General features: G+C 70.9%; 20 protein-coding genes and 1 pseudogene. 12 read left to right on the top strand and 9 right to left on the bottom strand.

All coding sequences use genetic code 11. The features are described 5' to 3' along the window. Positions 1 to 248: 248 nt before the first annotated feature. From F3T56_RS08530 to F3T56_RS08540, 3 genes are read right to left on the bottom strand one after another with little or no spacing between them, the layout of a single operon-like run. Positions 249 to 1,541, bottom strand: coding sequence for an MFS transporter (locus F3T56_RS08530; RefSeq protein ID WP_149824086.1), 1,293 nt, complete (start codon positions 1,539 to 1,541; stop codon positions 249 to 251). Continuing rightward, complete coding sequence (locus F3T56_RS08535) at positions 1,538 to 3,127, bottom strand: bifunctional 3-(3-hydroxy-phenyl)propionate/3-hydroxycinnamic acid hydroxylase (protein WP_246203494.1); 1,590 nt, start codon at positions 3,125 to 3,127, stop codon at positions 1,538 to 1,540. The genes F3T56_RS08530 and F3T56_RS08535 overlap by 4 nt, the downstream gene beginning before the upstream one ends. Beyond that, positions 3,120 to 4,118 carry an amidohydrolase family protein gene (locus F3T56_RS08540; protein ID WP_149824087.1) on the bottom strand — a complete coding sequence of 333 codons (999 nt, stop codon included), beginning with the start codon at positions 4,116 to 4,118 and terminating at the stop codon, positions 3,120 to 3,122. Before F3T56_RS08540 ends, F3T56_RS08535 begins: the two co-directional genes overlap by 8 nt. A 353-nt stretch (positions 4,119 to 4,471) precedes the next feature. Between F3T56_RS08540 and F3T56_RS08545 the strand changes: the two genes are divergently transcribed. Further along, positions 4,472 to 5,254: an IclR family transcriptional regulator gene (locus F3T56_RS08545; RefSeq protein WP_149824088.1), complete on the top strand. Its 783-nt coding sequence runs from the start codon at positions 4,472 to 4,474 to the stop codon at positions 5,252 to 5,254. 18 nt (positions 5,255 to 5,272) lie between these two features. Here F3T56_RS08545 and F3T56_RS08550 read toward each other — a convergent pair whose 3' ends face one another. Next, the gene (locus F3T56_RS08550) at positions 5,273 to 6,079 is read right to left on the bottom strand and encodes a PaaX family transcriptional regulator (protein ID WP_149824089.1); all 807 of its coding nucleotides are present in this window, start codon (positions 6,077 to 6,079) and stop codon (positions 5,273 to 5,275) included. Positions 6,080 to 6,273: 194 nt separating this feature from the next. Between F3T56_RS08550 and F3T56_RS08555 the strand changes: the two genes are divergently transcribed. The 8 genes from F3T56_RS08555 to F3T56_RS08590 all read left to right on the top strand — a co-directional run bounded on the left by F3T56_RS08555 (position 6,274) and on the right by F3T56_RS08590 (position 16,725). After that, positions 6,274 to 7,827, top strand: a complete 1,554-nt coding sequence (locus F3T56_RS08555) for an FAD-dependent monooxygenase (protein ID WP_149824090.1) — start codon at positions 6,274 to 6,276, stop codon at positions 7,825 to 7,827. 2 nt (positions 7,828 to 7,829) lie between these two features. Then, positions 7,830 to 9,905, top strand: coding sequence for an acetate--CoA ligase family protein (locus tag F3T56_RS08560; protein WP_149824091.1), 2,076 nt, complete (start codon positions 7,830 to 7,832; stop codon positions 9,903 to 9,905). Beyond that, complete coding sequence (locus tag F3T56_RS08565; RefSeq protein WP_149824092.1) at positions 9,898 to 11,577, top strand: (2,3-dihydroxybenzoyl)adenylate synthase; 1,680 nt, start codon at positions 9,898 to 9,900, stop codon at positions 11,575 to 11,577. Before F3T56_RS08560 ends, F3T56_RS08565 begins: the two co-directional genes overlap by 8 nt. Next, positions 11,564 to 12,730, top strand: a complete 1,167-nt coding sequence (locus tag F3T56_RS08570) for a cupin domain-containing protein (protein ID WP_149824093.1) — start codon at positions 11,564 to 11,566, stop codon at positions 12,728 to 12,730. Before F3T56_RS08565 ends, F3T56_RS08570 begins: the two co-directional genes overlap by 14 nt. Next, positions 12,727 to 13,560 (top strand): fumarylacetoacetate hydrolase family protein, encoded by an 834-nt coding sequence (locus F3T56_RS08575; protein WP_149824094.1) that lies wholly within the window; start codon positions 12,727 to 12,729, stop codon positions 13,558 to 13,560. The genes F3T56_RS08570 and F3T56_RS08575 overlap by 4 nt, the downstream gene beginning before the upstream one ends. Further along, on the top strand, positions 13,557 to 14,255 hold the full coding sequence (locus F3T56_RS08580) for a maleylpyruvate isomerase family mycothiol-dependent enzyme (RefSeq protein WP_172638853.1): 699 nt from the start codon (positions 13,557 to 13,559) through the stop codon (positions 14,253 to 14,255). Before F3T56_RS08575 ends, F3T56_RS08580 begins: the two co-directional genes overlap by 4 nt. 23 nt (positions 14,256 to 14,278) lie before the next feature. After that, positions 14,279 to 15,007 (top strand): alpha/beta fold hydrolase, encoded by a 729-nt coding sequence (locus tag F3T56_RS08585; protein ID WP_149824096.1) that lies wholly within the window; start codon positions 14,279 to 14,281, stop codon positions 15,005 to 15,007. Between the two features lie 182 nt (positions 15,008 to 15,189). Beyond that, positions 15,190 to 16,725, top strand: coding sequence for a glycosyltransferase family 39 protein (locus F3T56_RS08590; RefSeq protein WP_149824097.1), 1,536 nt, complete (start codon positions 15,190 to 15,192; stop codon positions 16,723 to 16,725). An 81-nt stretch (positions 16,726 to 16,806) separates the two neighbouring features. Here F3T56_RS08590 and F3T56_RS08595 read toward each other — a convergent pair whose 3' ends face one another. Genes F3T56_RS08595 through F3T56_RS08605 form a run of 4 tightly spaced genes read right to left on the bottom strand, consistent with a single transcriptional unit; the run spans position 16,807 to position 18,177 of the window. Continuing rightward, positions 16,807 to 16,956 carry a DUF3500 domain-containing protein gene (locus F3T56_RS08595; protein ID WP_246203495.1) on the bottom strand — a complete coding sequence of 50 codons (150 nt, stop codon included), beginning with the start codon at positions 16,954 to 16,956 and terminating at the stop codon, positions 16,807 to 16,809. A gap of 24 nt (positions 16,957 to 16,980) precedes the next feature. After that, complete coding sequence (locus F3T56_RS46905) at positions 16,981 to 17,220, bottom strand: integrase core domain-containing protein (protein ID WP_216372933.1); 240 nt, start codon at positions 17,218 to 17,220, stop codon at positions 16,981 to 16,983. Next, complete coding sequence (locus tag F3T56_RS08600) at positions 17,153 to 17,887, bottom strand: IS3 family transposase (protein ID WP_216372934.1); 735 nt, start codon at positions 17,885 to 17,887, stop codon at positions 17,153 to 17,155. The genes F3T56_RS46905 and F3T56_RS08600 overlap by 68 nt, the downstream gene beginning before the upstream one ends. A 2-nt stretch (positions 17,888 to 17,889) precedes the next feature. Continuing rightward, the gene (locus tag F3T56_RS08605; RefSeq protein WP_149824098.1) at positions 17,890 to 18,177 is read right to left on the bottom strand and encodes a transposase; all 288 of its coding nucleotides are present in this window, start codon (positions 18,175 to 18,177) and stop codon (positions 17,890 to 17,892) included. Between the two features lie 188 nt (positions 18,178 to 18,365). On the opposite strand from F3T56_RS08605, the gene F3T56_RS47580 reads away from it, so the two are divergent. After that, positions 18,366 to 18,521: a hypothetical protein gene (locus F3T56_RS47580; protein ID WP_172638854.1), complete on the top strand. Its 156-nt coding sequence runs from the start codon at positions 18,366 to 18,368 to the stop codon at positions 18,519 to 18,521. 106 nt (positions 18,522 to 18,627) lie between these two features. On the opposite strand, the gene F3T56_RS08610 is transcribed toward F3T56_RS47580, so the two are convergent. Continuing rightward, complete coding sequence (locus F3T56_RS08610; protein ID WP_149824099.1) at positions 18,628 to 19,593, bottom strand: helix-turn-helix transcriptional regulator; 966 nt, start codon at positions 19,591 to 19,593, stop codon at positions 18,628 to 18,630. A 92-nt stretch (positions 19,594 to 19,685) separates the two neighbouring features. On the opposite strand from F3T56_RS08610, the gene F3T56_RS08615 reads away from it, so the two are divergent. Both F3T56_RS08615 and F3T56_RS08620 read left to right on the top strand, forming a co-directional pair. Then, positions 19,686 to 20,051 carry a VOC family protein gene (locus tag F3T56_RS08615; RefSeq protein ID WP_149824100.1) on the top strand — a complete coding sequence of 122 codons (366 nt, stop codon included), beginning with the start codon at positions 19,686 to 19,688 and terminating at the stop codon, positions 20,049 to 20,051. Positions 20,052 to 20,122: 71 nt separating this feature from the next. Continuing rightward, positions 20,123 to 20,701 (top strand): annotated as a pseudogene (locus tag F3T56_RS08620) (helix-turn-helix domain-containing protein); the annotation flags it as partial.

Genomic DNA, 20,701 nt, shown 5'->3' on the forward strand with positions numbered 1-20,701 from the left:
GTGGACCATCCCTTCGACAGCGGGGCGTGGGAGCGCTCCCGTCACGATCCGCTGTCGAAGGTGACCGCCCCACACGACTCCGTCAACCCCTCACGACGACATCCACGACTCCTTCCTCGGGACGTGGGCGGAAGCCGGGTGCCGTCACCTTGAAGTGCGGGATGCGGCACCGCACGGGACGTGGTCCCGTGCGGTGCCGGAGTCGAAGACGACCCGCCGGCTCCAGGACTCGTAGACCAGCGAAGCGGTTACGCGGCCGCCGGCCGGACCCGAGGCACGGCGCCCGCCGCGAACGCCCCGACGAGGGCGGGGACGGCGAAGGCGTAGAAGGCCCATTCGATGTCGGCGCCCGAGCTGAGGACGAACGCGCCCAGGGACGGGCCGACGATGGCCCCGAACCGGCCGATGGACAGGGCCCAGGCGAGGCCGTTGCCGCGCACGGCGTCCGGGTACCGGGTCACGATGAACGCGTTGCCGAGGATCTGCGAACCGATGAACCCGAAGCCGCTGATGAACATGAGCACGAACATCACGGCCGTCGGCGGCCGGGTGCTCATCGCGATCAGGCTGACCGTGCCGACCAGGAACGCGACGACCACGACCCGCTTGGCGCCCAGCGCGTCCGCGATCCGACCGCCGACGATGGCCCCGACACCGACGCCCAGCCACATCGCCGCCGTCTGCAGCAGCGCCGAGCCGAGGGAGAAGCCGGCGGCCTGCATGATGCTGGGCAGCCAGGTGCTGATGCCGAAGACCAGCAGGAGTCCGCAGAAGGACATGGCCCAGAACAGGACGGTCGACACGGCCAGGCCACCGGTCAGCAGCGAGCCGAGGCCCAGCCAGCGACCCGGGTCCGCTGTCGGCGCGTCGTCCGCGGGCGTCAGCCCGAGTCTCTCCTCCACCGCGCGCGCCTCGTCGGCGCTGCCGGTGCGACGCAGGTGGAACGGGCTCTCCGGAAGCCGGAGCACGAGCGGGATCGCAAGGAACACCGGGATCACACCGATCACATACAGCCAGCGGTACGAGACGTCCGGGAGCAGGGCGGTGCCGAGCAGGGGGGAGAGCAGGGCGCCGGCCGCGTAGCCGCTCATGATGAGGGCGACGTTGCGGCTGCGGCGGCCCGGGTCGCTGAGGTCGGCGACGTACGCGTTGATCGTCGGCAGGACGACACCCAGGCCGAGCCCGACGATCAGGCGTCCGGTGCCGAAGGACGGGACACCGCCCGCGATCGTGCAGATCGCCATGCCGAGCGTGAACAGGGTGGTCCCGGCGAGCAGCAGCCGACGGGGGCCGGTGCGGTGGACGAGAGCTCCGGCGAAGGCCGCGCCGATCAGCATCCCGATGCCCACGAGCGAGCCGATCGTGCCGGCCTCGGCCTTGTCGATGCCGAGCGAGGGGTCACCCAGGATGGAGGGGACGGTGACGCCGTACACGGCGAGGTCGTAGCCCTCCAGGGAGGAGACGATCCAGGCGGCGACCAGGATGAAGGAGTTCGCGGGCACTTTGCTGACTCGCGGGCGTATGGCAGAGGGAGCGGTCATGGCCGGATCCTTTCTCCGACGGTGGCAGGAGCCTGCACGGGCTCGACTGCTGTGGCAAGGGTTTTGAGAAGCGCCGGGACGCCGGAGGGGGTGTCCGCGGTGCCGAGGATGTAGAAGTCGGGCCGCCACAGAACGGCGGCGCGGCCGGTCTCGTCGAACCAGCGCCCGTAGACGCCGCCGACATCGGTGAACCCCTCCGTGGTGAGGCGACGGTCGGTGAGGTGGTGGACGGCGACGCCGAGCCGGGCGGCCTCCGCCATGGCCGAGGCGTCGAGGGAGGCGCCCTCGCGGCCGTCGACGAGGAGGATGAAGCCACGGCCGAGTACGGCGTCGAAGAGCCCCTCGGTGCCGTGCGACTCGACCCGGCCGTGCGGCATGAGCTGCCCCGCCTGCGGGGACGCGTCGTGCAGACCCGGACCGAGTCCGGGGAACCGCATCTTCTCGGGGCGCCCGTTCGCCTCGCGCTGCGCGATCAGCCGGGCGTCCCGTTCGGCGGCGGCCACCGGGTCGCGCATGGTCTGCACCCGGCCCAGCTCGATGCCCTTCGCGATGATGGCCCGGACATGCGGCTCGCGTTCGCTCCGGTAGGTGTCGAGCAGCGCGTCGTCGGCGCCGCGCAGCACGGCGTCGAGCTTGAACGCGATGTTCTGGGCGTCCCGGATGCCCGAGCACATGCCCTGCCCGAGGAACGGCGGCATCTGGTGGGCCGCGTCCCCGGCCAGCAGGATCCGGCCACTGCGCCAGCGCTCCGCGATCAGCGAGCGGAACGTGTACGTGGCGACACGGATCAGCTCGGCCTGCGCACGGTCGACGTAGGCGGCGACCCGCGCCCACACCCGGTCGGGCTCCCGCTCGACGGAGAAGGAGTCCGCCGAGTCGAGCATGAAGCTGAACCGGTGGTGCTTCGGGCCCAGCGAGATGATCGATATCGGCTGCTTCGGGTCGCAGACCTGCCGCGCCTTGGGGATGTCGGCGCCGCCGCCTTCCGTCAGCCGGAAGTCGCAGACCATCCACGGCTCGGAGAAGCCGTGGTCCTCCTGCCCGACGCCCAGCCACGAGCGGGTGAAGCTGTTGCCGCCGTCGCAGGCCACGACGTACCGGGCGGAGACGGCGTCGTCGTCTCCCTCGACCTGGATGTCCACGCCCTGATCCGTGTGGTGGAGGCCGGTGACCCGGGAGTCCATCCGGATCCGGACGTGTCCGAGACCTCGGACCAGGCCGTCGAGGGTGTCCTCCAGGTAGGGCTGGTACATCATGTACCACTCCGCCCAGCCCTGGCCGCCGACGGCGGCGAAGTCGTGCTCGATGAGCAACTCGCCCGCGCCGTTGCGCCATTCGTAGTTCCGCTGGACGTGCAGCGTGGGCAGCAGGGTCTCGGAGATGCCCAGGCGGTCGAACGTCCGCATCGTCTCGTCGTCGAAGATGGCGGCGCGCGGCAGGTTGTAGAGGGTGGGGTAGCGCTCCAGCACGATCACGTCATGGCCTGCCTGCCCGAGCAGTGCCGCCGTGACCATGCCCACGGGTCCGTACCCGATGACGGCGACGTCGTACATGTGCGTGCCCTTCCGGTCCGGTGCCTCAGACACGGGCGTACGCGGGTGCGGGGGCGGGCGTCGGGGAGAGGCCGAGCAGCTTCTCGGCGTTCTGGTGGCCGATCTTCTGGCGGTCGGCGTCGCTGATCGGCGCGTTCCGCAGGAACTTCGTGGCCGTCTCGATGTCCTCGAAGGGGTAGTCGGTGCCGAAGAGGATGTGGTCGGCGCCCATCGAGAGCAGCGCGGTGAGCAGCGGTGGGGCGGAGCAGACGCCGCTGGTGGTGATGTAGAGGTTGTGCCGGATGTACTCAGAGGGGCGGCCCCGCTTCAGTTCGATGCCGTGGTGGGCGTGGAAGTCCCAGCGGGAGTCCATGCGCCACAGCACGAACGGCAGCCCCTCTCCCATGTGGCCGAGCAGCAGTTTGGCGCCCGGGAAGTCGTCGAAGACGCCGCCGAAGATCAGCCGCAGGACGTGGGTGGCCGTGTCGACGCCCCAGCTCCACATCGGCCCGACGAGCTCGGGGTGGCCGGAGAGAACGTGCGCGGTGTCGACGCCGTTGGCCGGGTGCAGATAGAGCGGTACGTCGAGGTGCTCGGCACGCTCCCAGACGACACGCAGCTCGGGGTCGTCGAGGTACCGGCCGTGGGTGTGCGCGTTGACGAGGGCGCCCCGCAGTCCGAGCTGGGTGACCGCGCGTTCCAGCTCGTCGGCGGCGGCCTTCGGGTCCTGCAGGGGCAGGGCGGCGAAGCCTGAGAAGCGGTCGGGGTGTTCGGCGATGACGCCGGTCAGGAAGTCGTTGACGGTGATCGCCTGGCGTACGGCGGCGGCCGGGTCCTTCTCCGCCTGGAGCCCGGGGGAGTTGAGCGACAGCACCTGCATGTCCAGGCCTGCCGCGTCCATGTCGTCGAGGCGTTCCTCGGTGAGGTCGAGGAGCCGGCGGGAGGCTTCGGCCCAGGCCTGGGGCTGTGCGATGGAGGCGGTGGACGCGCCGTGGCCCACCAGGTCGGGGGTCACGAAGTGCTCTTCGAGGCCGATCAGCTTCATTGCGGAGTTCTCCTCGGGGATCGCCTGCGTGGCGAGGGGAGGCGCGGGTGGGAGATGCGGGTGGGAGATGCGGGTGGGACGCGGTGCGGGTCGGTGAGTGACCGGGGCACTTGGGGAGCGCTGCGTGTGCGCTGACAGAAGGCGGCTTGCGGCTCAGCGGTGGCTGCGAGCGGGGCCGTCGGTGCGGCGGGGGAGCAGCCGGGGCGGTGGCGGTGAGCGCCACCGATTCGCAGTTCACCAGAACGTAACGCGTTCCGCAATAGTGAATGTAAGATCCGTTTGAAGACGCTGACCGGCCTGTCGCGTCGATAGGCTGATCGCGTTCCACCACCGGCAGGGGAGAGGGCGGTGCCGTGACCACGACAGACCCCAAGGAGAACGGGGAACGGCAGGGCATCCAGTCCGTCGAGACCGCGATGCGGGTCCTGCTGGCCCTGGAGGGCGGCGGCGGCGCGCTGAGCCTCTCGGCCATCGCGCAGGCCAGCGGCATGCAGCCCAGCAAGGTGCACCGCTACCTCGTCAGCCTCGGCCGCATCGGCCTGACCTCGCAGGATCCCGCGTCCGGCCTCTACGACTTCGGGGCCACCATGCGCCGCATGGGCGCCGAGGCGCTGCGCCGCACCAACGAGGTCGCGGTGGCCGGCGGCCACGCCATGCAACTCCGCGACCGCACGGGCCACTCGGTCAACCTCGCGGTCTGGGGCGACCGCGGCCCGATCGTGGTCAGCTGGGCGTACGGCACCCGCCCGCTGCCCCTGACCGTGCGCGTCGGCGCCACTCTCCCCCTGCTCACCTCATCCGTCGGCCAGGTCTTCCTGGCCCATCTGCCCGAGAGCCTCACCGACGAGGTGCTCGGCGGTGAGCTGCGCGGCAGGGAGGCCGAGTGGACGGACGAGCGCCTCGCGGCCGTACGGGAACAGGTCCGCGAACAGGGCCATGTCGTGACGCACAGCGGTGTCATCCCCGGCATCATCTCCGTCGCCGCTCCCGTCTTCGCGGCCGGTGACCCGCTGCCGCTCGCCGTCTCCGTCGTCCTGCCCGAGAGCCTCGGCACACCGGAACACCTCGCCGAGGTCACCCGTGAACTGCACAGCACGGTGACCGCGGCCTCGCACGAGCTGGGGCATCTGGCATAGGGGCCGTAGGGGCGTGCCTCACCCGGGGCGGGTCCCGGCCACCTCGTCGTAGTAGGACTCGGCCGCCGGGCCCAGGATGTCGTGGGCCTCGATGAACATCTCGTACGCCTCCTGGCCCACCCAGCCCGCCGGCAGGAGCTCGGTCGGCAGGTCCGGATCGCGGAAGGGGAACTTGCGGTAGTCGTACGTCAACCGCATGCGCTCCACCAGGGCCTCCTCGGGGCTGAGGTGCCCGGCCCGGTACGAGGGCATCCGGCCGCGATAGGTGCGCAGCAGCTCCCGGTAGTCCTCGTTGAGCGCGGCCAGGTCCCAGCCGCGCGCCGCCATCTCGCGGTCGACGGGCAGCCCGCCGGACTGGCAGCGCAGGGTGTCCAGCCGGACGGCCGGCTCGTCCGCGAACTTCTCCCGGACCTGCTGGAGCCGGTCGTGCGGGGAGACGTACGTGGACGGGGCCAGTGGGCCGAAGCCCAGCCAGGCCAGCTCCTTGCGGATGCGGTCGCGCACGCCGCGTTCGGTCTCGGGGACCGAGTAGATGACCATGTACCAGTGCCGGTCCCAGTCGGCCGGCGCCCGGTCGAAGATGCGCGAGCGGCCCTCGTCGAGGAGCTGGAGGCTGCGCTTGTTCAGCGTGTAGACCGTCTCCCTGCCCTCCCGCCGGACGTCGAACCACCCCTCCTTCCGCAGCCGGGCGAGGACCACCCGCACGGTGCTCTCACCGACACCGAAGCAGCCCATCAGCGTGCTGAGCGTGCGCATCCGGGCGTCCCCGCCGCGGTAGCGGACGTAGTCGCCGAACAGGTCGAAGACGATCGATCGAGGCTTCACGGAAATGACTATGGCACACGGACGGCCGTCGTGAGGTTGAGCGGTTCGGGGACAGAGATCCCTGGATCACCTTGTCGGAGCGGACAAGGCGGACTCGGAAATGCGCAACAAATTATTGACGCCCGTGTATCTATTGACACAGGATGCCTGCGGGCCTGAGTCTGGGCCTGCACTCGAACGTGAAGGCGGAGGCCATGGTTTCTCGGATCGCTTGCGTGGGAGGCGGCCCCGGTGGGCTGTTCTTCGCGGCGCTCATCAAGCAGGCCGATCCGTCGGTCGAGGTGACGGTCTTCGAGCGGAACCGCCCGGAGGACACCTTCGGCTTCGGCGTGGTGTTCTCCGACGCGACCCTGGCCGCCATCCACGAGGCCGACCCCGTCCTGCGCACCGCGCTCGCGGACCACGGCCGGCACTGGGACGACATCGAGGTGCGGCTCAAGGGACAGCGCATCCGGTGCGGCGGCAACGGCATGGCCGCCATCACCCGCAGGACCCTGCTCCAGCTGCTGCACCGGCGGGCGGAGGAGGTCGGCGTCGACCTCCGGTTCAGCCAGGAGGTCCCCGCCGATCCGGCGCAACTGGCCGACTACGACCTGGTCGTGGCCGCCGACGGCGCCAACTCCCGCTTCCGCGACCGGCTCGCCGACGTGCTCGTGCCCGAGGTGGAGGTCGCGACCGCCAAGTTCATCTGGTTCGGCACGAACTACCTATTCGACGGTCTGACCTTCGTCCACGAACACGGCCCGCACGGCACGTTCGCCGTTCACGGCTACCCGATCAGCGACGACGTCAGCACCTTCATCGTGGAGACCGACGAGGCGTCCTGGCGGCGGGCGGGCCTCGACGAGTTCGACACCGCGCAGCCGCCGGGGCCCAGCGACGAGAAGACCAGGCACTACCTGGAGAAGCTCTTCGCCGAGCAGATCGACGGACACCAGCTGCTGGTCAACAACTCGCGCTGGGGCAACTTCCGCACCCGCCGCACCCACCGCTGGCACAGCGGCAACGTCGTCCTGCTCGGCGACGCCGCCCACACCGCGCACTTCTCCGTCGGCTCCGGCACCAAGATGGCCATGGAGGACGCCGTCGCCCTCGCCGACAGCCTCCTCGCCCACCGCGACGACCTGCCGACCGCCCTGGAGGCGTACGAGGCCGCCCGCCGGCCCTCGGTCGACAAGATCCAGGGCGCCGCCCGGCCCAGCCTGTCCTGGTGGGAGAACTTCGGGCGCTACCACGACGCGTTCCGGCCCACCCAGTTCGCCTTTCACTTCATCTCCCGCTCCATCGGCAAGGAGCGGATCGCCCGCCGCGACCCCGAGTTCGTCGACACGGTCGTACGGGACTGGCGCGTCGCTCACGAGGGATCGGCCCCCCTGGACACCCCGTTCATGGAGTTCGGCGGCCGACGGCTGACCCTGGCCCAGCTCGCCGAGCTGCGCGGCGAGGGCTCCCGCTGCCTGTGGCTCACCGTGCCCGACGCGGAGGCCGAACTCCCCACGTCGTACGAGCAGTTGGCCGCCGCCCTGAGCCGTGAGGTACCGCCGGACCTCGTCGCCGTACAGCACGGAACCCCGCTCACCCGCTCCCTGCTCGCCGAACAGGCCCGGCTGGTGTACGGCGTCCCCGCGCTGATCGTGGAGGACACGATGGACGACGACCGGGCCGAAACCCTGGTGTTGTCGGGGCGGGCCGATCTGGTGGCCCAGGCCGACTTCGCGGGCCGGACCGACTCGGCGGGGCAGGCGTGACCATGGATCTCAACCTCACTCCGCTGTTCGCGCCCGAGGGCGTCGTCGTGATCGGCGCCTCGCGGCAGGCCGGGAAGCTCGGTGCCGCCATGGCCCGTTCCCTGGCTCCCTTTCCCGGCGCCCGCGCCCTGGTCAACGCGCGCCGCCCCGACCCCGCCGAGGACGTGTACGCCTCCGTCGCCGAGGCCGCCGCGCATACCGACGGACGGCTCGACCTCGCCGTCCTGTGCGTGCCCGCGTCCGGCTGTGCGGAAGCGCTGGCCGAGGCGGCCGCCGCCGGTTGCCGTGCCGCACTGGTCTGCGCCGGCGGCTTCGGCGAGGCGGGCCCGGAGGGCGAGGAGTACGCGGACGAACTGCGCCGCGTGGCCCGGGAGACGGGCATCCGGCTGCTCGGCCCCAACACCTCCGGCTTCTTCGCGCCCCACCTCGGTCTGACCGCCAGCTTCGTCCCCGCCGCCGGACAGCTCCCGGCCGGAGACATCGCCGTCGTCGCGGCCAGCGGCGGCGTCAACCACGCCCTCTCCTTCGACCTGGTCGCCGCCGGAAACGGGATCAGCCTCGGTGTCGGCATCGGGGCGGGCCTCGACGTCACCGCCGCGGACGTCCTGGAGCACCTCGCGGAGGACGACCGTACGACCGCTGTCGCCCTGCACCTGGAGACGGTGCCGGACGGACCCCGTCTGGTGGCGGCCGTGCGCAGAGTGGCCGCCGCGAAACCGGTCGTGGCCCTGGTCGTCGGCCGCAGTGACATCGGCGACTTCGCCCGCTCGCACACCGGCGCGCTCGCCACGTCCTGGCGTACGACACGGGCCGCACTGCGGCAGGCCGGGGCGGTGGTCGTGGACGACGAGCGGGAGCTGGTGGACGCGCTCACCGCGCTCTCCCGCATCCGGCTGCGCCCCCACCCCGCCCCGGGGCTCGGCATCGTGACCGCCCAGGCGGGACCGGGGCTGCTCCTGGCGGACCGGGCGGGCGTCGACGGTATCCGCGTACCGGAGCTGACCACGACCACGCAGCGTGCGCTGAGCGAGCTGCTGCCGCCGCTCACCTACCAGCGCAACCCGGTCGACACCGGCCGCCCCGCCGAGACGTTCGCCCGCGTCCTCGCCACCGCCGCCGCCGACCCCGCGGTGGACCTCCTCTCCGTCTACGCCCTGACCGAACCCGACAGCGTCGACCTCGCCTCCGCTGTCCAAGCCGCCGGCCTCGGCGCCGATGCCCCGGCCGTCGTGGTCGTCGGCGGCCTCCCCGAGGACGTGGCCGAACAACGCGCCCGCCTGCACAAGGCCGGAGTCCCGGCGCTCACCGGCCCGGCGGCCGCCGCCAACGCGGTACGGGCGCTGGTGAGGGACGCGCGGGGGAGGGCCCTGCGAGGGAGGGACCTGCGGGGCGAGGTGGACGCGTCTTCGTCCGTACCCGTCGGCCCCCTCGACGAGGACACCGCCAAGACCTTCCTCGCCGAACTTGGCATCCGCACCCCTGCCCGCGTCGCCTGCGACGACCGTGCCCAGGCCCATCAGGTCCTGCGCCGGCTGGACGGCCCCGTCGCCGTCAAGGTGCTCGACGCCGCGATCCTGCACAAGACGGAGATCGGCGGGGTCCACCTGGGCGTACGCACCGCCGAGGAACTCGACGCGGCGCTGGACGCCATCGGACCCGACCGCCGTTACCTCGTCGAGGCGATGGCCCCGGCCGGCGTCGACCTCGTGCTCGGGGTGCGGCGGGACCCGGTGTTCGGGCCGGTCGTGGTGGCAGGGCTGGGCGGTACGGCCGCCGAGGCGCTCGCCGACGTGGCGATCCGGCTCGCCCCACTGCCCGAGACCGAGGCGGCCACGATGCCCGACGAACTGGCCGCCCGTGCCCTGCTCGACGGCTGGCGCGGCGGCCCGGTGCTGGACCGCGCCGAGTTCGGCCGGATCGTCGCCGCACTCGCCGCAGCCCTGACCGCGAGCCCCCAGACCGCCGAGATCGAGATCAACCCGCTCCGGCTCACCGCCGACGGACTGATCGCCCTGGACGCCGTGATCGTGCCCACGCCCACCGTGCCCACCCCCACCAAGGAGAACGACCATGCCTAGGCCTAGCAGCGACGGAGCTGTGCCCTGGCCGACGGAGTACGCCGAGCGCTACACCGCGAAGGGCTACTGGGAGGGCGTCGCCCTCGGCGACCGGCTGCACGCCGCCGCCGACGCGGCCCCCGACGCGATCGCGGTCGTCGACGGCGACCGGAGGGTGACGTACCGGCAGCTCGCCGAGCAGGCGGACGCCGCGGCGCTGCGCCTGGCCGCGCTGGGCCTGCGGCCGGACGACCGGCTCGTGGTGCAGCTGCCCAATACGGCCGAGTTCGTGATCCTCACCTACGCGTGCCTGCGCCTCGGCGTCATCCCCGTGATGGCGCTGCCGGGTCACCGCAGACACGAGATCGGTCATCTCGTCGAGCACAGCGAGGCGGTGGCCATCGCGGTGCCGGACGTCCTGAAGGACCACGACCATCAGTCGATGGCGTTCGAGGTCGCTGACGCCTCATCAACTCTCGCCCACGTTCTGGTCCTTGGCGACAAGGTGGGCGACAGCGCTGTGGACCTGAGGGAACTGTGCGCCGCGTCCGACAGCACCCAGGACGCGCGGGGCGCAGTCGACGCGTACCGGCCCGACAGCCGCTCCATCGCCGTCTTCCTGCTCTCCGGCGGCACCACCGGACTGCCCAAACTCATCGCCCGCACGCACGACGACTACCTCTACAACGCCCGCCGCAGCGCCGAGGTCTGCGAACTCGGCCCCGACACGGTCTACTTCGCCGCCCTGCCCCTCGCGCACAACTTCCCCCTCGCCTGCCCGGGCCTGCTCGGGACGCTGCTGAACGGAGGCAGGGTCGTCCTCGGTTCGCCCAACCCGGACAAGGCGTTCCCGATCGTCGAGCGTGAGGGCGTCACGGTGAGCGCCCTGGTGCCGGCCATCGCCCAGCGCTGGCTGGACCACCACCGGGAACACCCCGGGCACGACCTGAGTTCGCTGCGCCTCCTCCAGGTCGGCGGCTCCCGCCTCGCCGACCACGTCGCCCGCCGCGTCCGCCCCGAACTGGGCTGCACCCTCCAGCAGGTGTTCGGCATGGCCGAGGGCCTCCTCAACTACACCCGCCTCGACGACCCCGAGGATGTCATCTGCACGACGCAGGGGCGCCCCATGTGCGACGACGACGAGCTTCTCGTCGTGGACGAGTTGGGCAACCCGGTCCCGGAGGGGAGTCCCGGTGTGCTGCTCACCCGGGGCCCGTACACCCCGCGCGGCTACTACCGGGCCGAGGAACAGAACGCCCGCGCGTTCACCGAGGACGGCTGGTACCGCACCGGCGACATCGTGCGGCTGCGGCCCGACGGCAACCTCGTCGTCGAGGGCCGCGACAAGGACATGATCATCCGGGGCGGGGAGAACATCTCCGCCGAGGAGATCGAGAACTTCGCGTACCAGACCCCGGGCGTCGCCCGCGCCGCCGCCGTGGCCATGCCCGATGCCCAACTGGGCGAGCGGGTCTGCCTCTACGTCGTACCGGAACCCGATCACACCGTCACCCTTGACGACGTCCACCACGTCATGGAACGCGCGGGCACGGCCCGCTTCAAGTTCCCGGACCGGCTGGTGACCGTCCCCGAACTCATCGCTACCAAGGTCGGAAAGATCGACAAGAAGGCCCTGCGCGCCGACATCGCGCGCCGCCTCGACGCCGAAGGAACCCCCGATGACCACCACTGACGCCGACGGCACCACGCCGGTCACAGCCACCACCTCCGTGCCGGTGATAGCGCCGGACGAGACCGACCCCGACCTGCGGAAGCTGTACGACGGCTTCGCGGCCGCCGGGCTCATCCCGCTGTGGACCGAGATCGGCGACCTGATGCCGCTCACCCCGCGGCCCGAGGCCGTACCGCACGTCTGGCAGTGGGACACCCTGCTGCCGCTCGCCCGCCGGTCCGGCGACCTGGTGCCGGTCGGACGCGGCGGTGAGCGCCGGGCGATAGCGCTCGCCAACCCGGGCCTGCCCGGACGGCCGTACGCGACCCCCAACCTGTGGGCGGCGATCCAGTATCTGGGCCCGCGCGAGGTCGCCCCCGCACACCGGCACTCGCAGGGTGCCTTCCGGTTCATCCTGGAGGGCGAGGGCGTGTGGACGGTCGTCAACGGCGACGCGGTCGAGATGCGCCCCGGCGACTTGCTCCTCACGCCGTCGATGCACTGGCACGGCCACCACCACGTCGGCGACGAGCCCATGGTCTGGCTCGACGGCCTCGACATCCCGCTCGTCCACCGACTCGACGCCGGGTTCTTCGAGTTCGGCGAGGACGGCGTGTCGGACCGCTCGACCCCGTCCCGGTCGCGCAACGAACGCCTGTGGGGCCATCCCGGCCTGCGCCCGATCGCGGCCCCGGACACCACCAACTCCCCGCTCATGGCCTACCGTTGGGCCGACACCGACGACGCCCTCACCGCCCAGCTGGAGCTGGAGGACGAAGGACACCCCGGCGTCATCGAGCCCGGCCACGCGGGTATCCGCTTCACCAACCCCGCCAGCGGCCGCGACGCCCTCGCCAGCCTGCGCACCGAGATGCACCGGCTGCGCCCCGGCACCACCACCGCCACCCGCCGCACCGTCGGCTCCTCGGTCTGGCAGGTGTTCCGCGGCAGCGGCACCGTCACCCTCGACGACCGGGTGATCGAGGTGGCCGCCGGCGACCTGATCGCCGTGCCCTCCTGGTGCGCCCTCACCATCGAGGCGGACACCGGGCTCGACCTGTTCACCTTCAACGACGCGCCCCTCTACGAGGCGCTCAACCTCGCCCGCACCGAAACGACCGCCCGCACCGAAACGACCGCCCGCACCGAAACGACCGGGAGCACGACCGCATGAAGCTCGCCACCATCCGCACCGCCGACGGCACGGCGGCCGTCCGCCTCGACGGCGACCGGGCCGTGGAGGTCGGCGCCCCCGACGTCGCCACCCTGCTGCGCCGCCCCGACTGGCGTACGGAAGCGGCCGCCGCCGACGGCCCCGCGCACGACGCGGCCGCCCTCGACCTCGCCCCCGTCGTCACGACCCCGGCCAAGATCTTCTGCGTGGGCCACAACTACCGTACCCACATAGCGGAGATGGGCCGCGAGATGCCGTCGCACCCCGCCCTCTTCGCCAAGTTCGCCAACTGTCTGCTCGGCGCCCGCGACGACATCGTCCACCCGGGCGAGACGGACCAACTGGACTGGGAGGCCGAACTCGGCTTCGTCGTCGGCTCCCGGCTGCCCCGCCGGGCCACCAGGGAGGAGGCGGCGGCCGCGATCGCCGGCTACACCGTCGTCAACGACATCTCCATGCGGGACTGGCAGTGGCGCACCCCGCAGTGGCTCCAGGGCAAGGCGTGGGAGGCCAGCACTCCGGCCGGGCCCTGGCTGGTCACCGGCGACGAGATCGACGACGCGGCCGACCTGGAGATCCGGCTGGAGGTCGAGGGCGAGGTCATGCAGCGCTCACGCACCTCCGACCTGCTGTTCACCCCGGCGGACATCGCCGCGTACCTCAGCACGTTCACGACCCTGGAGCCGGGCGACCTCGTCCTCACCGGCACCCCCGGCGGTGTGGGCGCGGCCCGTGACCCGAAGGTGTTCCTCAAGCCGGGCCAGGTCGTGCGGACGGTCGTCGAGGGCATCGGGGAGTGTGTGAACACGGTCGTCGAGGACAAGCCGTGAGGGTGCTGGACTGGGTCACGGACGGGCAGGTCCGGCTCCAGCGGGCGGTCGACGCACTGTCGCCGGACGCCGTCACCGAACCGTCCACCCTTCCCGGCTGGACCCGCGGCCACCTCCTCACCCACCTCGCCCGCAACGCCGACGCCCTGGTCAACCTGCTGGCCTGGGCCCGTACGGGAATCCCCACCCCCATGTACGCCTCGCCGGACCAACGGGCCACGGACATCGAGGCCGGCGCGGGCCGCCCGCTCGCCGAACAGCGGGCGGACGTACGGGAGTCCGCCGAGCGTTTCCGGAAAGCCGCCGAGGCACTGTCGGACGACGACTGGTCGGCCACCGTCACCAGCGGGCTGGGCCGCGAGATCCCGGCGTCCGAGGTGCCCTGGCTGCGCGCCCGCGAAGTCTGGATCCACCTGGTCGATCTGCGGGTCGGCGTCGGCATGGACGTCCTGCCGCCCGACCTCGCCTGGGCCCTCGTACGCGATGTGGCCGGGTGGATGACGGCCCGCGTCGCCCCGGGCACCGGCGTAGAGCTGAGCGCGGACGGCTACGGCGGCCTCACGCTCGGCACCGGCCCCGTCGGCGCCACGGTCTCCGGACCGCCGTACGCCCTGGCCGCGTGGCTCACCGGCAGGGGCACTGCTGAACCCCTGCACGTCACGGGTGAACTCCCGGAAATCCCAGCCTGGTTGTGACTACTCGATCAAAGGAGATCGACATGAGCGAGACCTTCGTCCTGGTGACCGGCGCCTGCCACGGCGGCTGGGCCTGGCGCCCCGTAGCGAACGAACTGCGGGCCGCCGGACACCAGGTGCACACGCCCACTTTGGCCGGGCTCGGCGAGGGCGACGACCCGACCGACGTGACCCTGACCGACTGCGTCGACAGCCTCGTGGAGTACGTCGAGCGCGCCGGTCTGGAGGACATCACGCTGGTCGGCCACAGTTGGGGCGGCTACGTGCTGGTGGGCGCGGCGCCCAGACTGGCCTCCCGACTGCGGCGGCTGGTCTTCTGGAGCGCGTTCGTGCCGAACGACGGCGAGTCGCTGATCGACGCGTGCCCGCCGCACTACGGCGAGATGTTCCGTGCCGTGGCGACGGCCTCCGGCAACAACGGGGTGATGTTCCCGTTCGAGGTGTTCCAGCAGGCGTTCATGCAGGACGCCGACGAGGAGACCCAGCGGATCGTCCATTCCCTGCTCGTGCCGCAGCCGCTCGGCACGTTCACGGAGAAGCCGGACACGAGCGCCTTCTACGCCCTCGACATCCCCACCGCCTACGTCCTGTCCACCGAGGACCTCTCCCTCCCCGGCGAATGGCACTGGGCCGAACGCTTCCCCCAGCGCCTGAAGAACCCCCTGATGATCGAGACTCCCGGCAGCCACGAGTCCCTCTTCACCCGCCCCACCGAACTCGCCGACGCGTTCGCCCGGGCCTGCGCGGTTTAGGGGGTGCTGTGCGGGACTTTCACAACACCCCCTGGTCGCCGCGGGCCCCGAACGGAGTCCCCCACCGCTGATCGAAGCCCGTCGGCAGGCAACCCCCGACAGCGGAATTCCCTCTGACCAGCAGGGGCGGCCCTGTGAACGACGGCCGCCCCCGCTGGGAACACGGGGGAACAGGGGGACTTGTGCAGGCTGCCGGTGCTGTTCGCGCGACCACACCGAACCAGCTCTGGGAAGCGGTCGAGGTACGACGGGCACGGCCGGGACCGGCGCCGAGCTGGGTGGTGCCCGTCGTACCGGCGGTCGTCATGGTGCTGCTCGGGGGCTGGGGACTGACCCGGCAGGGCAGCATGTGGCGCGACGAGGCGGCGACCTGGCAGGGCGTCCACCGCACGGTGCCCGAGCTGTGGCGCATGCTGGCCGAGGTGGACGCCGTGCACGGGCTGTACTACCTCCTCATGCAGGGGATGTTCGCCGTATCGCCCGACAACCTCCTCACCCTGCGGCTGCCGTCCGTCCTCGCGATGGCCGCCGCGGCGGCGGGGACGGCCATGCTGGGCCGACGCCTCGCCGGACCCTGGGCAGGACTCGCGGCCGGGCTCACCTTCACGGCGATCCCCTCCACCCAGCACTACGCGCAGGAAGGCCGCTCCTACGCCCTGGTCGTGGCCGCGGTGGTGGTGGCGAGCGGGCTGCTGCTCACCGCCCTGACCACGCGGCGCCACGCCTGGCGGCCCTGGACGGCGTACGCCCTCACGATGCTCGTCGCCGTCCTGCTCAACGAGTTCGCGGCCCTCGCCCTGCTCGCCCACGGCACCACGGTGCTCCTGGCCGCGCGCACCGCACTGATCCCCTGGCTGACTGCCGCGGGCGGCGTGACCCTGGGCAGCCTGCCGCTGATCGTCGTCAGCCTCGGCCAGCGTGACCAGGTCTCCTGGATCGCCCCCATGACCGGCGCCCGGCTGCTGTCGGTCGCCGGGATGGTGCTGGCGGGCTGCCTGTGCGCGTGGGCCGTAGGACGGCGGCGACAGGATGCGGCCCCGGCCTCGGTGTCACTGCCCGCGCTCGCGCTGCCGCTGCTCGCCGTACCGCAGCTGCTGCTGACCCTGGCCTCCCTCGCCTGGCAGCCGCTGTACGTGGACCGGTATGTGCTGTACGGCAACGTGGGGCTCGCCCTGCTGCTGGGTGCCGGGGCGGATCGGCTGGTGCGTGCCGGACGATTCCGCATCCTCCGCCTCAACTGGGCCTTGGTGGCCATGCCGTTGCTCGCCCTCGTCGCGCTGCTGCCCGTGGAACTGTCCATGCGGCAGTGGAACAGCCGCGTCGACGACGTCCTCGCCGCCGCCTCCGAGGCCGAGGCGCGCGGCGGCCGGGACGGCGCGGTGGTCTACCTCCCCGCCGCCCGCCGCGACACCGCCCTGACCTCGCCCGACGCCTTCCGCGGCCTGCGGGACGTCACCCTCGCCCGCAACGGCCCCGACTCCGCGACCCTGCGCGGCATCGAGGCAGACCCCGCCCTCATCCGGACGGTCATGCTCCGCGAACACCGCATCGTGGTCATCAGCGACTCGGGCATCCAGCACCACCGGGGAACATCCACCCGTGACGCGGCCAAACGCGAGGTGCTCACCGAGCACTTCACCCTCTGCGAGGAGACCCGCGCGCGGGGCCGCCACGTGGCCGTCTACGAACGCGGGACGACCTGCGCCGACCGCTCCTGACCCTGCCCTACGACGCCCTACGACCAGGGCCGCACCCAGCCGGGTGCGGCCCTGGTCATGACGGGAGAACGAGTGGTGACATCACCGGTGGTGCGGTGACGTCAGGTAGTGCTGTCGAAGGAGCTCCTTTCCGTAGTCGTTGCCGTTCGGGGTGCGGATGATGGAGTGGACGTGCTTCCGGGTCGCGCCGCCGCCCTGCGTGGCCCCGTACGCGCCCGCGAGCGGTGTCAATCCCCTCGAACCGTGGAGACCTTCCTATGCGGCCAGCCCCTCGCTGAGGCTGGCCCGGTAGTCGTGTTCGTAGTCGATCGGGCTCTTGAAGGCACACACGCTGTGTAGCCGTCGGGCGTTGTAGAAGTCGGTGATCCAGGTGGCGCTCCGGATCCGGGCCTCGGTGCGAGTGGCGAAGGTGTGCCGGTGGACGTACTCAACCTTCAGGACGCTGTTGAACGCTTCGCTGACGGCGTTGTCGAAACAAGATCCGACCCGGCCCATGGACTGGAAAACGCCTAGTTTGCGGCAGGCCCGGCGGAACCTCCGTGAGGCGTATTCCGCTGCCGCGGTCCGTGTGGAAGATGACCCCGCGCACGTCGCCGTCGCGGGTCGTGGCGGCCATGTGCAGGGCGGCGACGACCAGTTCGGCATCGTGGCGTGCCCCCATCGCGTAGCCGAGCAGGCGGCGGGAGAAGAGGTCGATGACCGTGGCCAGGTACAGCTTGCCCTCACCGGTTTCGATCTCCGTCATGTCCCCGCACCAGACCAGGTCGGGTGCCTCGGCCGTGAAGTCGCGGCGCACGAAGTCCGGGGCGGCCGGCCGCTTCCCCGGGCGGGTCAGCCCCCGCCGCCTGCGCACGTTCCGCGCGACCAGGCCCAGCTCGGCCATGATCTTCGCGATGGTGTTCACCGAGACCCGCCAGCCCTGCCTCACCAGCCTGATCCAGATCTTCGGCGAGCCGTAGGTGCCGCCGGAGTCGTCGAACTCCTCCTTCACCGCTTCGATCAGATGCTGTCTGCGCAGCTCACGTCGGGTGGGCTGGCGGGTGCGGTGCTTGTAGAACCACGCCTCGCTCACGCCCAGGGCGCGGCAGGAGACGCGGTGCGAAATGCCGTGCCCGGTCCTGAAGTCGCTGATCACCCCGACCACTTGTGCCGGGTCCGCCACGGCTACTTCACCCACAGGACCATGCAGCGTCTGAGGACATCACGCTCCATGACCAGTTCCTTGTTGTCCCGCTTGAGCTGGGCGTTCTCCCGCCGCAGCCGCTCCAGCTCGTCGCTCCCGCCGGCCGGTGCCGTCCCAGTCCGGCGGGCGCGGGAGACCCAGCTGGCCAGGGTGGTCTCGTTGATCCCCAGGTCTTCGGCGACCTCGGCGATCGTCTTGCCGGTCTCCGTGACGATCCGTACGGCCCCCTCACGGAACTCCGGATCGAACTTCCGTCGCTTCTCCGCCATGACTCCCAACTTCCCCTGCAGTCACGGTCTTCACGCTACGAGGGGAGCGACAGCTCGCCCTTCACGCCGACGCGATGGCGGGCTCCACCGCGGCCGAGGGCTGGTTGTTCCCTGGCCGATACCCAGGTCGGCCCCTCAGCCGCAGCCAGGTGATGCGCAGACTGCACGCTCTCGGCATCCGGCCCCGGATGGCACGTAGCACCGCGCTGGTCGAGCTGGCCTCCGAACTGCCTGCCGTGGTCGTCAGTCGCCTGCTCGGCGTCCATCAGACCACCGCCGATACCTGGAAACGCATCGGCGGCCAAGACAACACCTACGCCGCCGAGATCGCTCAACGCGGCTGACGACCGGCTCAGGTCTCGGGGCTGGCGCTCGGAGGTCCGGACAAACCGGGAGCGGACGGCCTGGGCCTTTGCCCGAGGGGGGCGGCCATGCCCTAGGTGTTGCGGGTCAGGACGTTGGTGACGGCGCATAGTGGTGGGCAAGATTGGTGGCGAGGTCGCGGAGGTGGGTCCTGGCTTCGGTGGGGCCGTGCACAGTGATGGCGCTCCCGAACGGCAGTAGTGCTCGCACGTCCTCCAGATGCAGGAAGCGGATCGTTACCTTGCGGCCGGTGGCGGATTCTTCATGGTCGTCCGGGACGAGTCGTAGGCCAAAGATCCGTTGCGCTCGCTCGATCTGGGTCTGGTCGATGGTGGCGCTGACCTCTATCGCGTGGTTGTGCTCCCACTGATCAATGAGCGCTGCAGCGACGGTGGCCAGGGTCTGGCTCTCGCGGATCCGTCGTGGCTGGTCGACTTCTTTCCACGTCGTGATCCGTTCGAGTCGGTACATCCGTGGCACTCGGGCACAGTCGGCGACGAGGTACCAGATGCCGGCCTTGGCGAACAGCCCGTAGGGATCCACGACCAGGTCGCGTGGGTATGACTCGCGTGGGCTGTCGTACTCGATCCGTAGCCGGTGACCTCGCCGCACTGCGCCGATCAGCGAAGCCGGAGTCGTGCCGGAAGCTCGTGCCTGACGCCAGGGACGGCTGTCCACGTGCACTACGTCGGTGAGCGGCAGGAGCTCATGAACTCGACGTGGCTGTGTAGCGGCGATCTTGGAGAGCGCGCGCCGGCTTTCGACCGATGCGTTGAGCTCCGCACGTTGCTTCTCATCCAGCCCAGTGAGCGACAGATGATCACGCTCGCCCGGTGTGAGTCGCGTGGGGTCGAGCCCGGACCCGGGCAGCATGGTCACGCCTCCGAGGCGGCCCCGGTGTGCGGTCACCGGCAGACCGGCGTCGCGGAGCCAGTTCAGATCCCGGGTGATGGTTCGAAGGGACACCCCGAGCGCTGAGGCGAGTTCCTGTGTGGTCACGGCATCCCTCGATGTGAGGAGCAGCATCAGGGTGAAGAAGCGATCTGGGGTCACACACTGATTTTTTCAGGAAGTGCGACACGATGCGGCGCATATCCCGGTCAGGCTGGTGGATGCGTACCTACGACCTGTGAGAAGGAACAACCATGACCACATCCGTCGTGTCCATCGTCTACGTGAACGACGCTCCCGCCGCAGCTCGTTTCTACGGCGACCTCCTCGGCATGAGCCCCTCGTTCGAGACTCCGGGATACATCACCTTCGACCTCGGGCCAGGCGCTGACCTCGGTCTGTGGTCTGGCCAGTTCGAGGATCTGTCACCGGACGTCCCGCGCACCAGTGAGGTTTGCCTGGCCATCGACGGTGGACCCGACGAGCTCAACGCGACCTTTGAGCAGTGGAATTCCAAGGGGGTCACGATCCTGCGCGAGCCTCATGATGCGGGGTTCGGGCTGACCTTCCTCGCAGCCGATCCTGACGGGAACCGTATCCGCGTCGCACCGCGGGGCTGAAAGGCCGCAATGCGGCAGGCGCGCACGACAGGTGTCGCGCCTGCCGTCGTCTGACTTCGAGAGGACGACGAGTGCCCCACGCGAATGCGCCCCTGAGCGTCGAGGGCCGTAGGCGGCTCGGGAAGCGGTGCCAGACACGTCCCATCGCCCACGTCGCCGCTGAGATGGGCATCTCTCGCGCATGCGCCAGCAAGTGGGTAAATCGCTGGCGGCTACACGGTGATGCGGGATTGCAAGACCGGCCGTCGAGTCCGCACCGGAGTCCGAACGCGACTCCAGCATGGGGCATCGAGCAGATCGAGTCCTGGCGCCGCGAGCACAAGTGGTCCGCGCAACGGATCACCGACGAACTTGTCAGTATCGGTTTGTGATCGACCGGCGAACTGCCAGCCGACACCTGACCCGGCTCGGCCTCGGCGAACGCCGCTTCATCGACCCAGGCGGTGAGAACAACCGGAAGCCGGGGAAGATCATCGCCCGCTGGCCCGGACACATGGTGCACCTGGATGTGAAGAAGGTCGGCCGGATCCCTGATGGCGGCGGGTGGCGGATCCACGGCCGGGACAGCGATCAGGCCAAGGTCGCTAGGGCCTGTTCTGAGTTGAGATCACGGGATCGGTCATTCCCGCTTCAGGAGGGCGCTGGCTGCG

The sequence above is a fragment of the Streptomyces tailanensis genome (assembly GCF_008386495.1).
Classification (GTDB): Bacteria; Actinomycetota; Actinomycetes; order Streptomycetales; family Streptomycetaceae; genus Streptomyces; species Streptomyces tailanensis.

Excerpts from the sequence above, each read along its gene's own strand:
- F3T56_RS08575 (WP_149824094.1), top strand. The coding sequence starts at position 12,727 with ATGAAGCTCGCCACCATCCGCACCGCCGACGGCACGGCGGCCGTCCGC.
- F3T56_RS47580 (WP_172638854.1), top strand. The coding sequence starts at position 18,366 with ATGGCACGTAGCACCGCGCTGGTCGAGCTGGCCTCCGAACTGCCTGCC.
- F3T56_RS08555 (WP_149824090.1), top strand. The coding sequence starts at position 6,274 with ATGGTTTCTCGGATCGCTTGCGTGGGAGGCGGCCCCGGTGGGCTGTTC.
- F3T56_RS08530 (WP_149824086.1), bottom strand. The coding sequence starts at position 1,541 with ATGACCGCTCCCTCTGCCATACGCCCGCGAGTCAGCAAAGTGCCCGCG.
- F3T56_RS08605 (WP_149824098.1), bottom strand. The coding sequence starts at position 18,177 with ATGGCGGAGAAGCGACGGAAGTTCGATCCGGAGTTCCGTGAGGGGGCC.
- F3T56_RS08570 (WP_149824093.1), top strand. The coding sequence starts at position 11,564 with ATGACCACCACTGACGCCGACGGCACCACGCCGGTCACAGCCACCACC.
- F3T56_RS08565 (WP_149824092.1), top strand. The coding sequence starts at position 9,898 with ATGCCTAGGCCTAGCAGCGACGGAGCTGTGCCCTGGCCGACGGAGTAC.
- F3T56_RS08585 (WP_149824096.1), top strand. The coding sequence starts at position 14,279 with ATGAGCGAGACCTTCGTCCTGGTGACCGGCGCCTGCCACGGCGGCTGG.
- F3T56_RS46905 (WP_216372933.1), bottom strand. The coding sequence starts at position 17,220 with ATGGGCCGGGTCGGATCTTGTTTCGACAACGCCGTCAGCGAAGCGTTC.
- F3T56_RS08560 (WP_149824091.1), top strand. The coding sequence starts at position 7,830 with ATGGATCTCAACCTCACTCCGCTGTTCGCGCCCGAGGGCGTCGTCGTG.
- F3T56_RS08540 (WP_149824087.1), bottom strand. The coding sequence starts at position 4,118 with ATGAAGCTGATCGGCCTCGAAGAGCACTTCGTGACCCCCGACCTGGTG.
- F3T56_RS08615 (WP_149824100.1), top strand. The coding sequence starts at position 19,686 with ATGACCACATCCGTCGTGTCCATCGTCTACGTGAACGACGCTCCCGCC.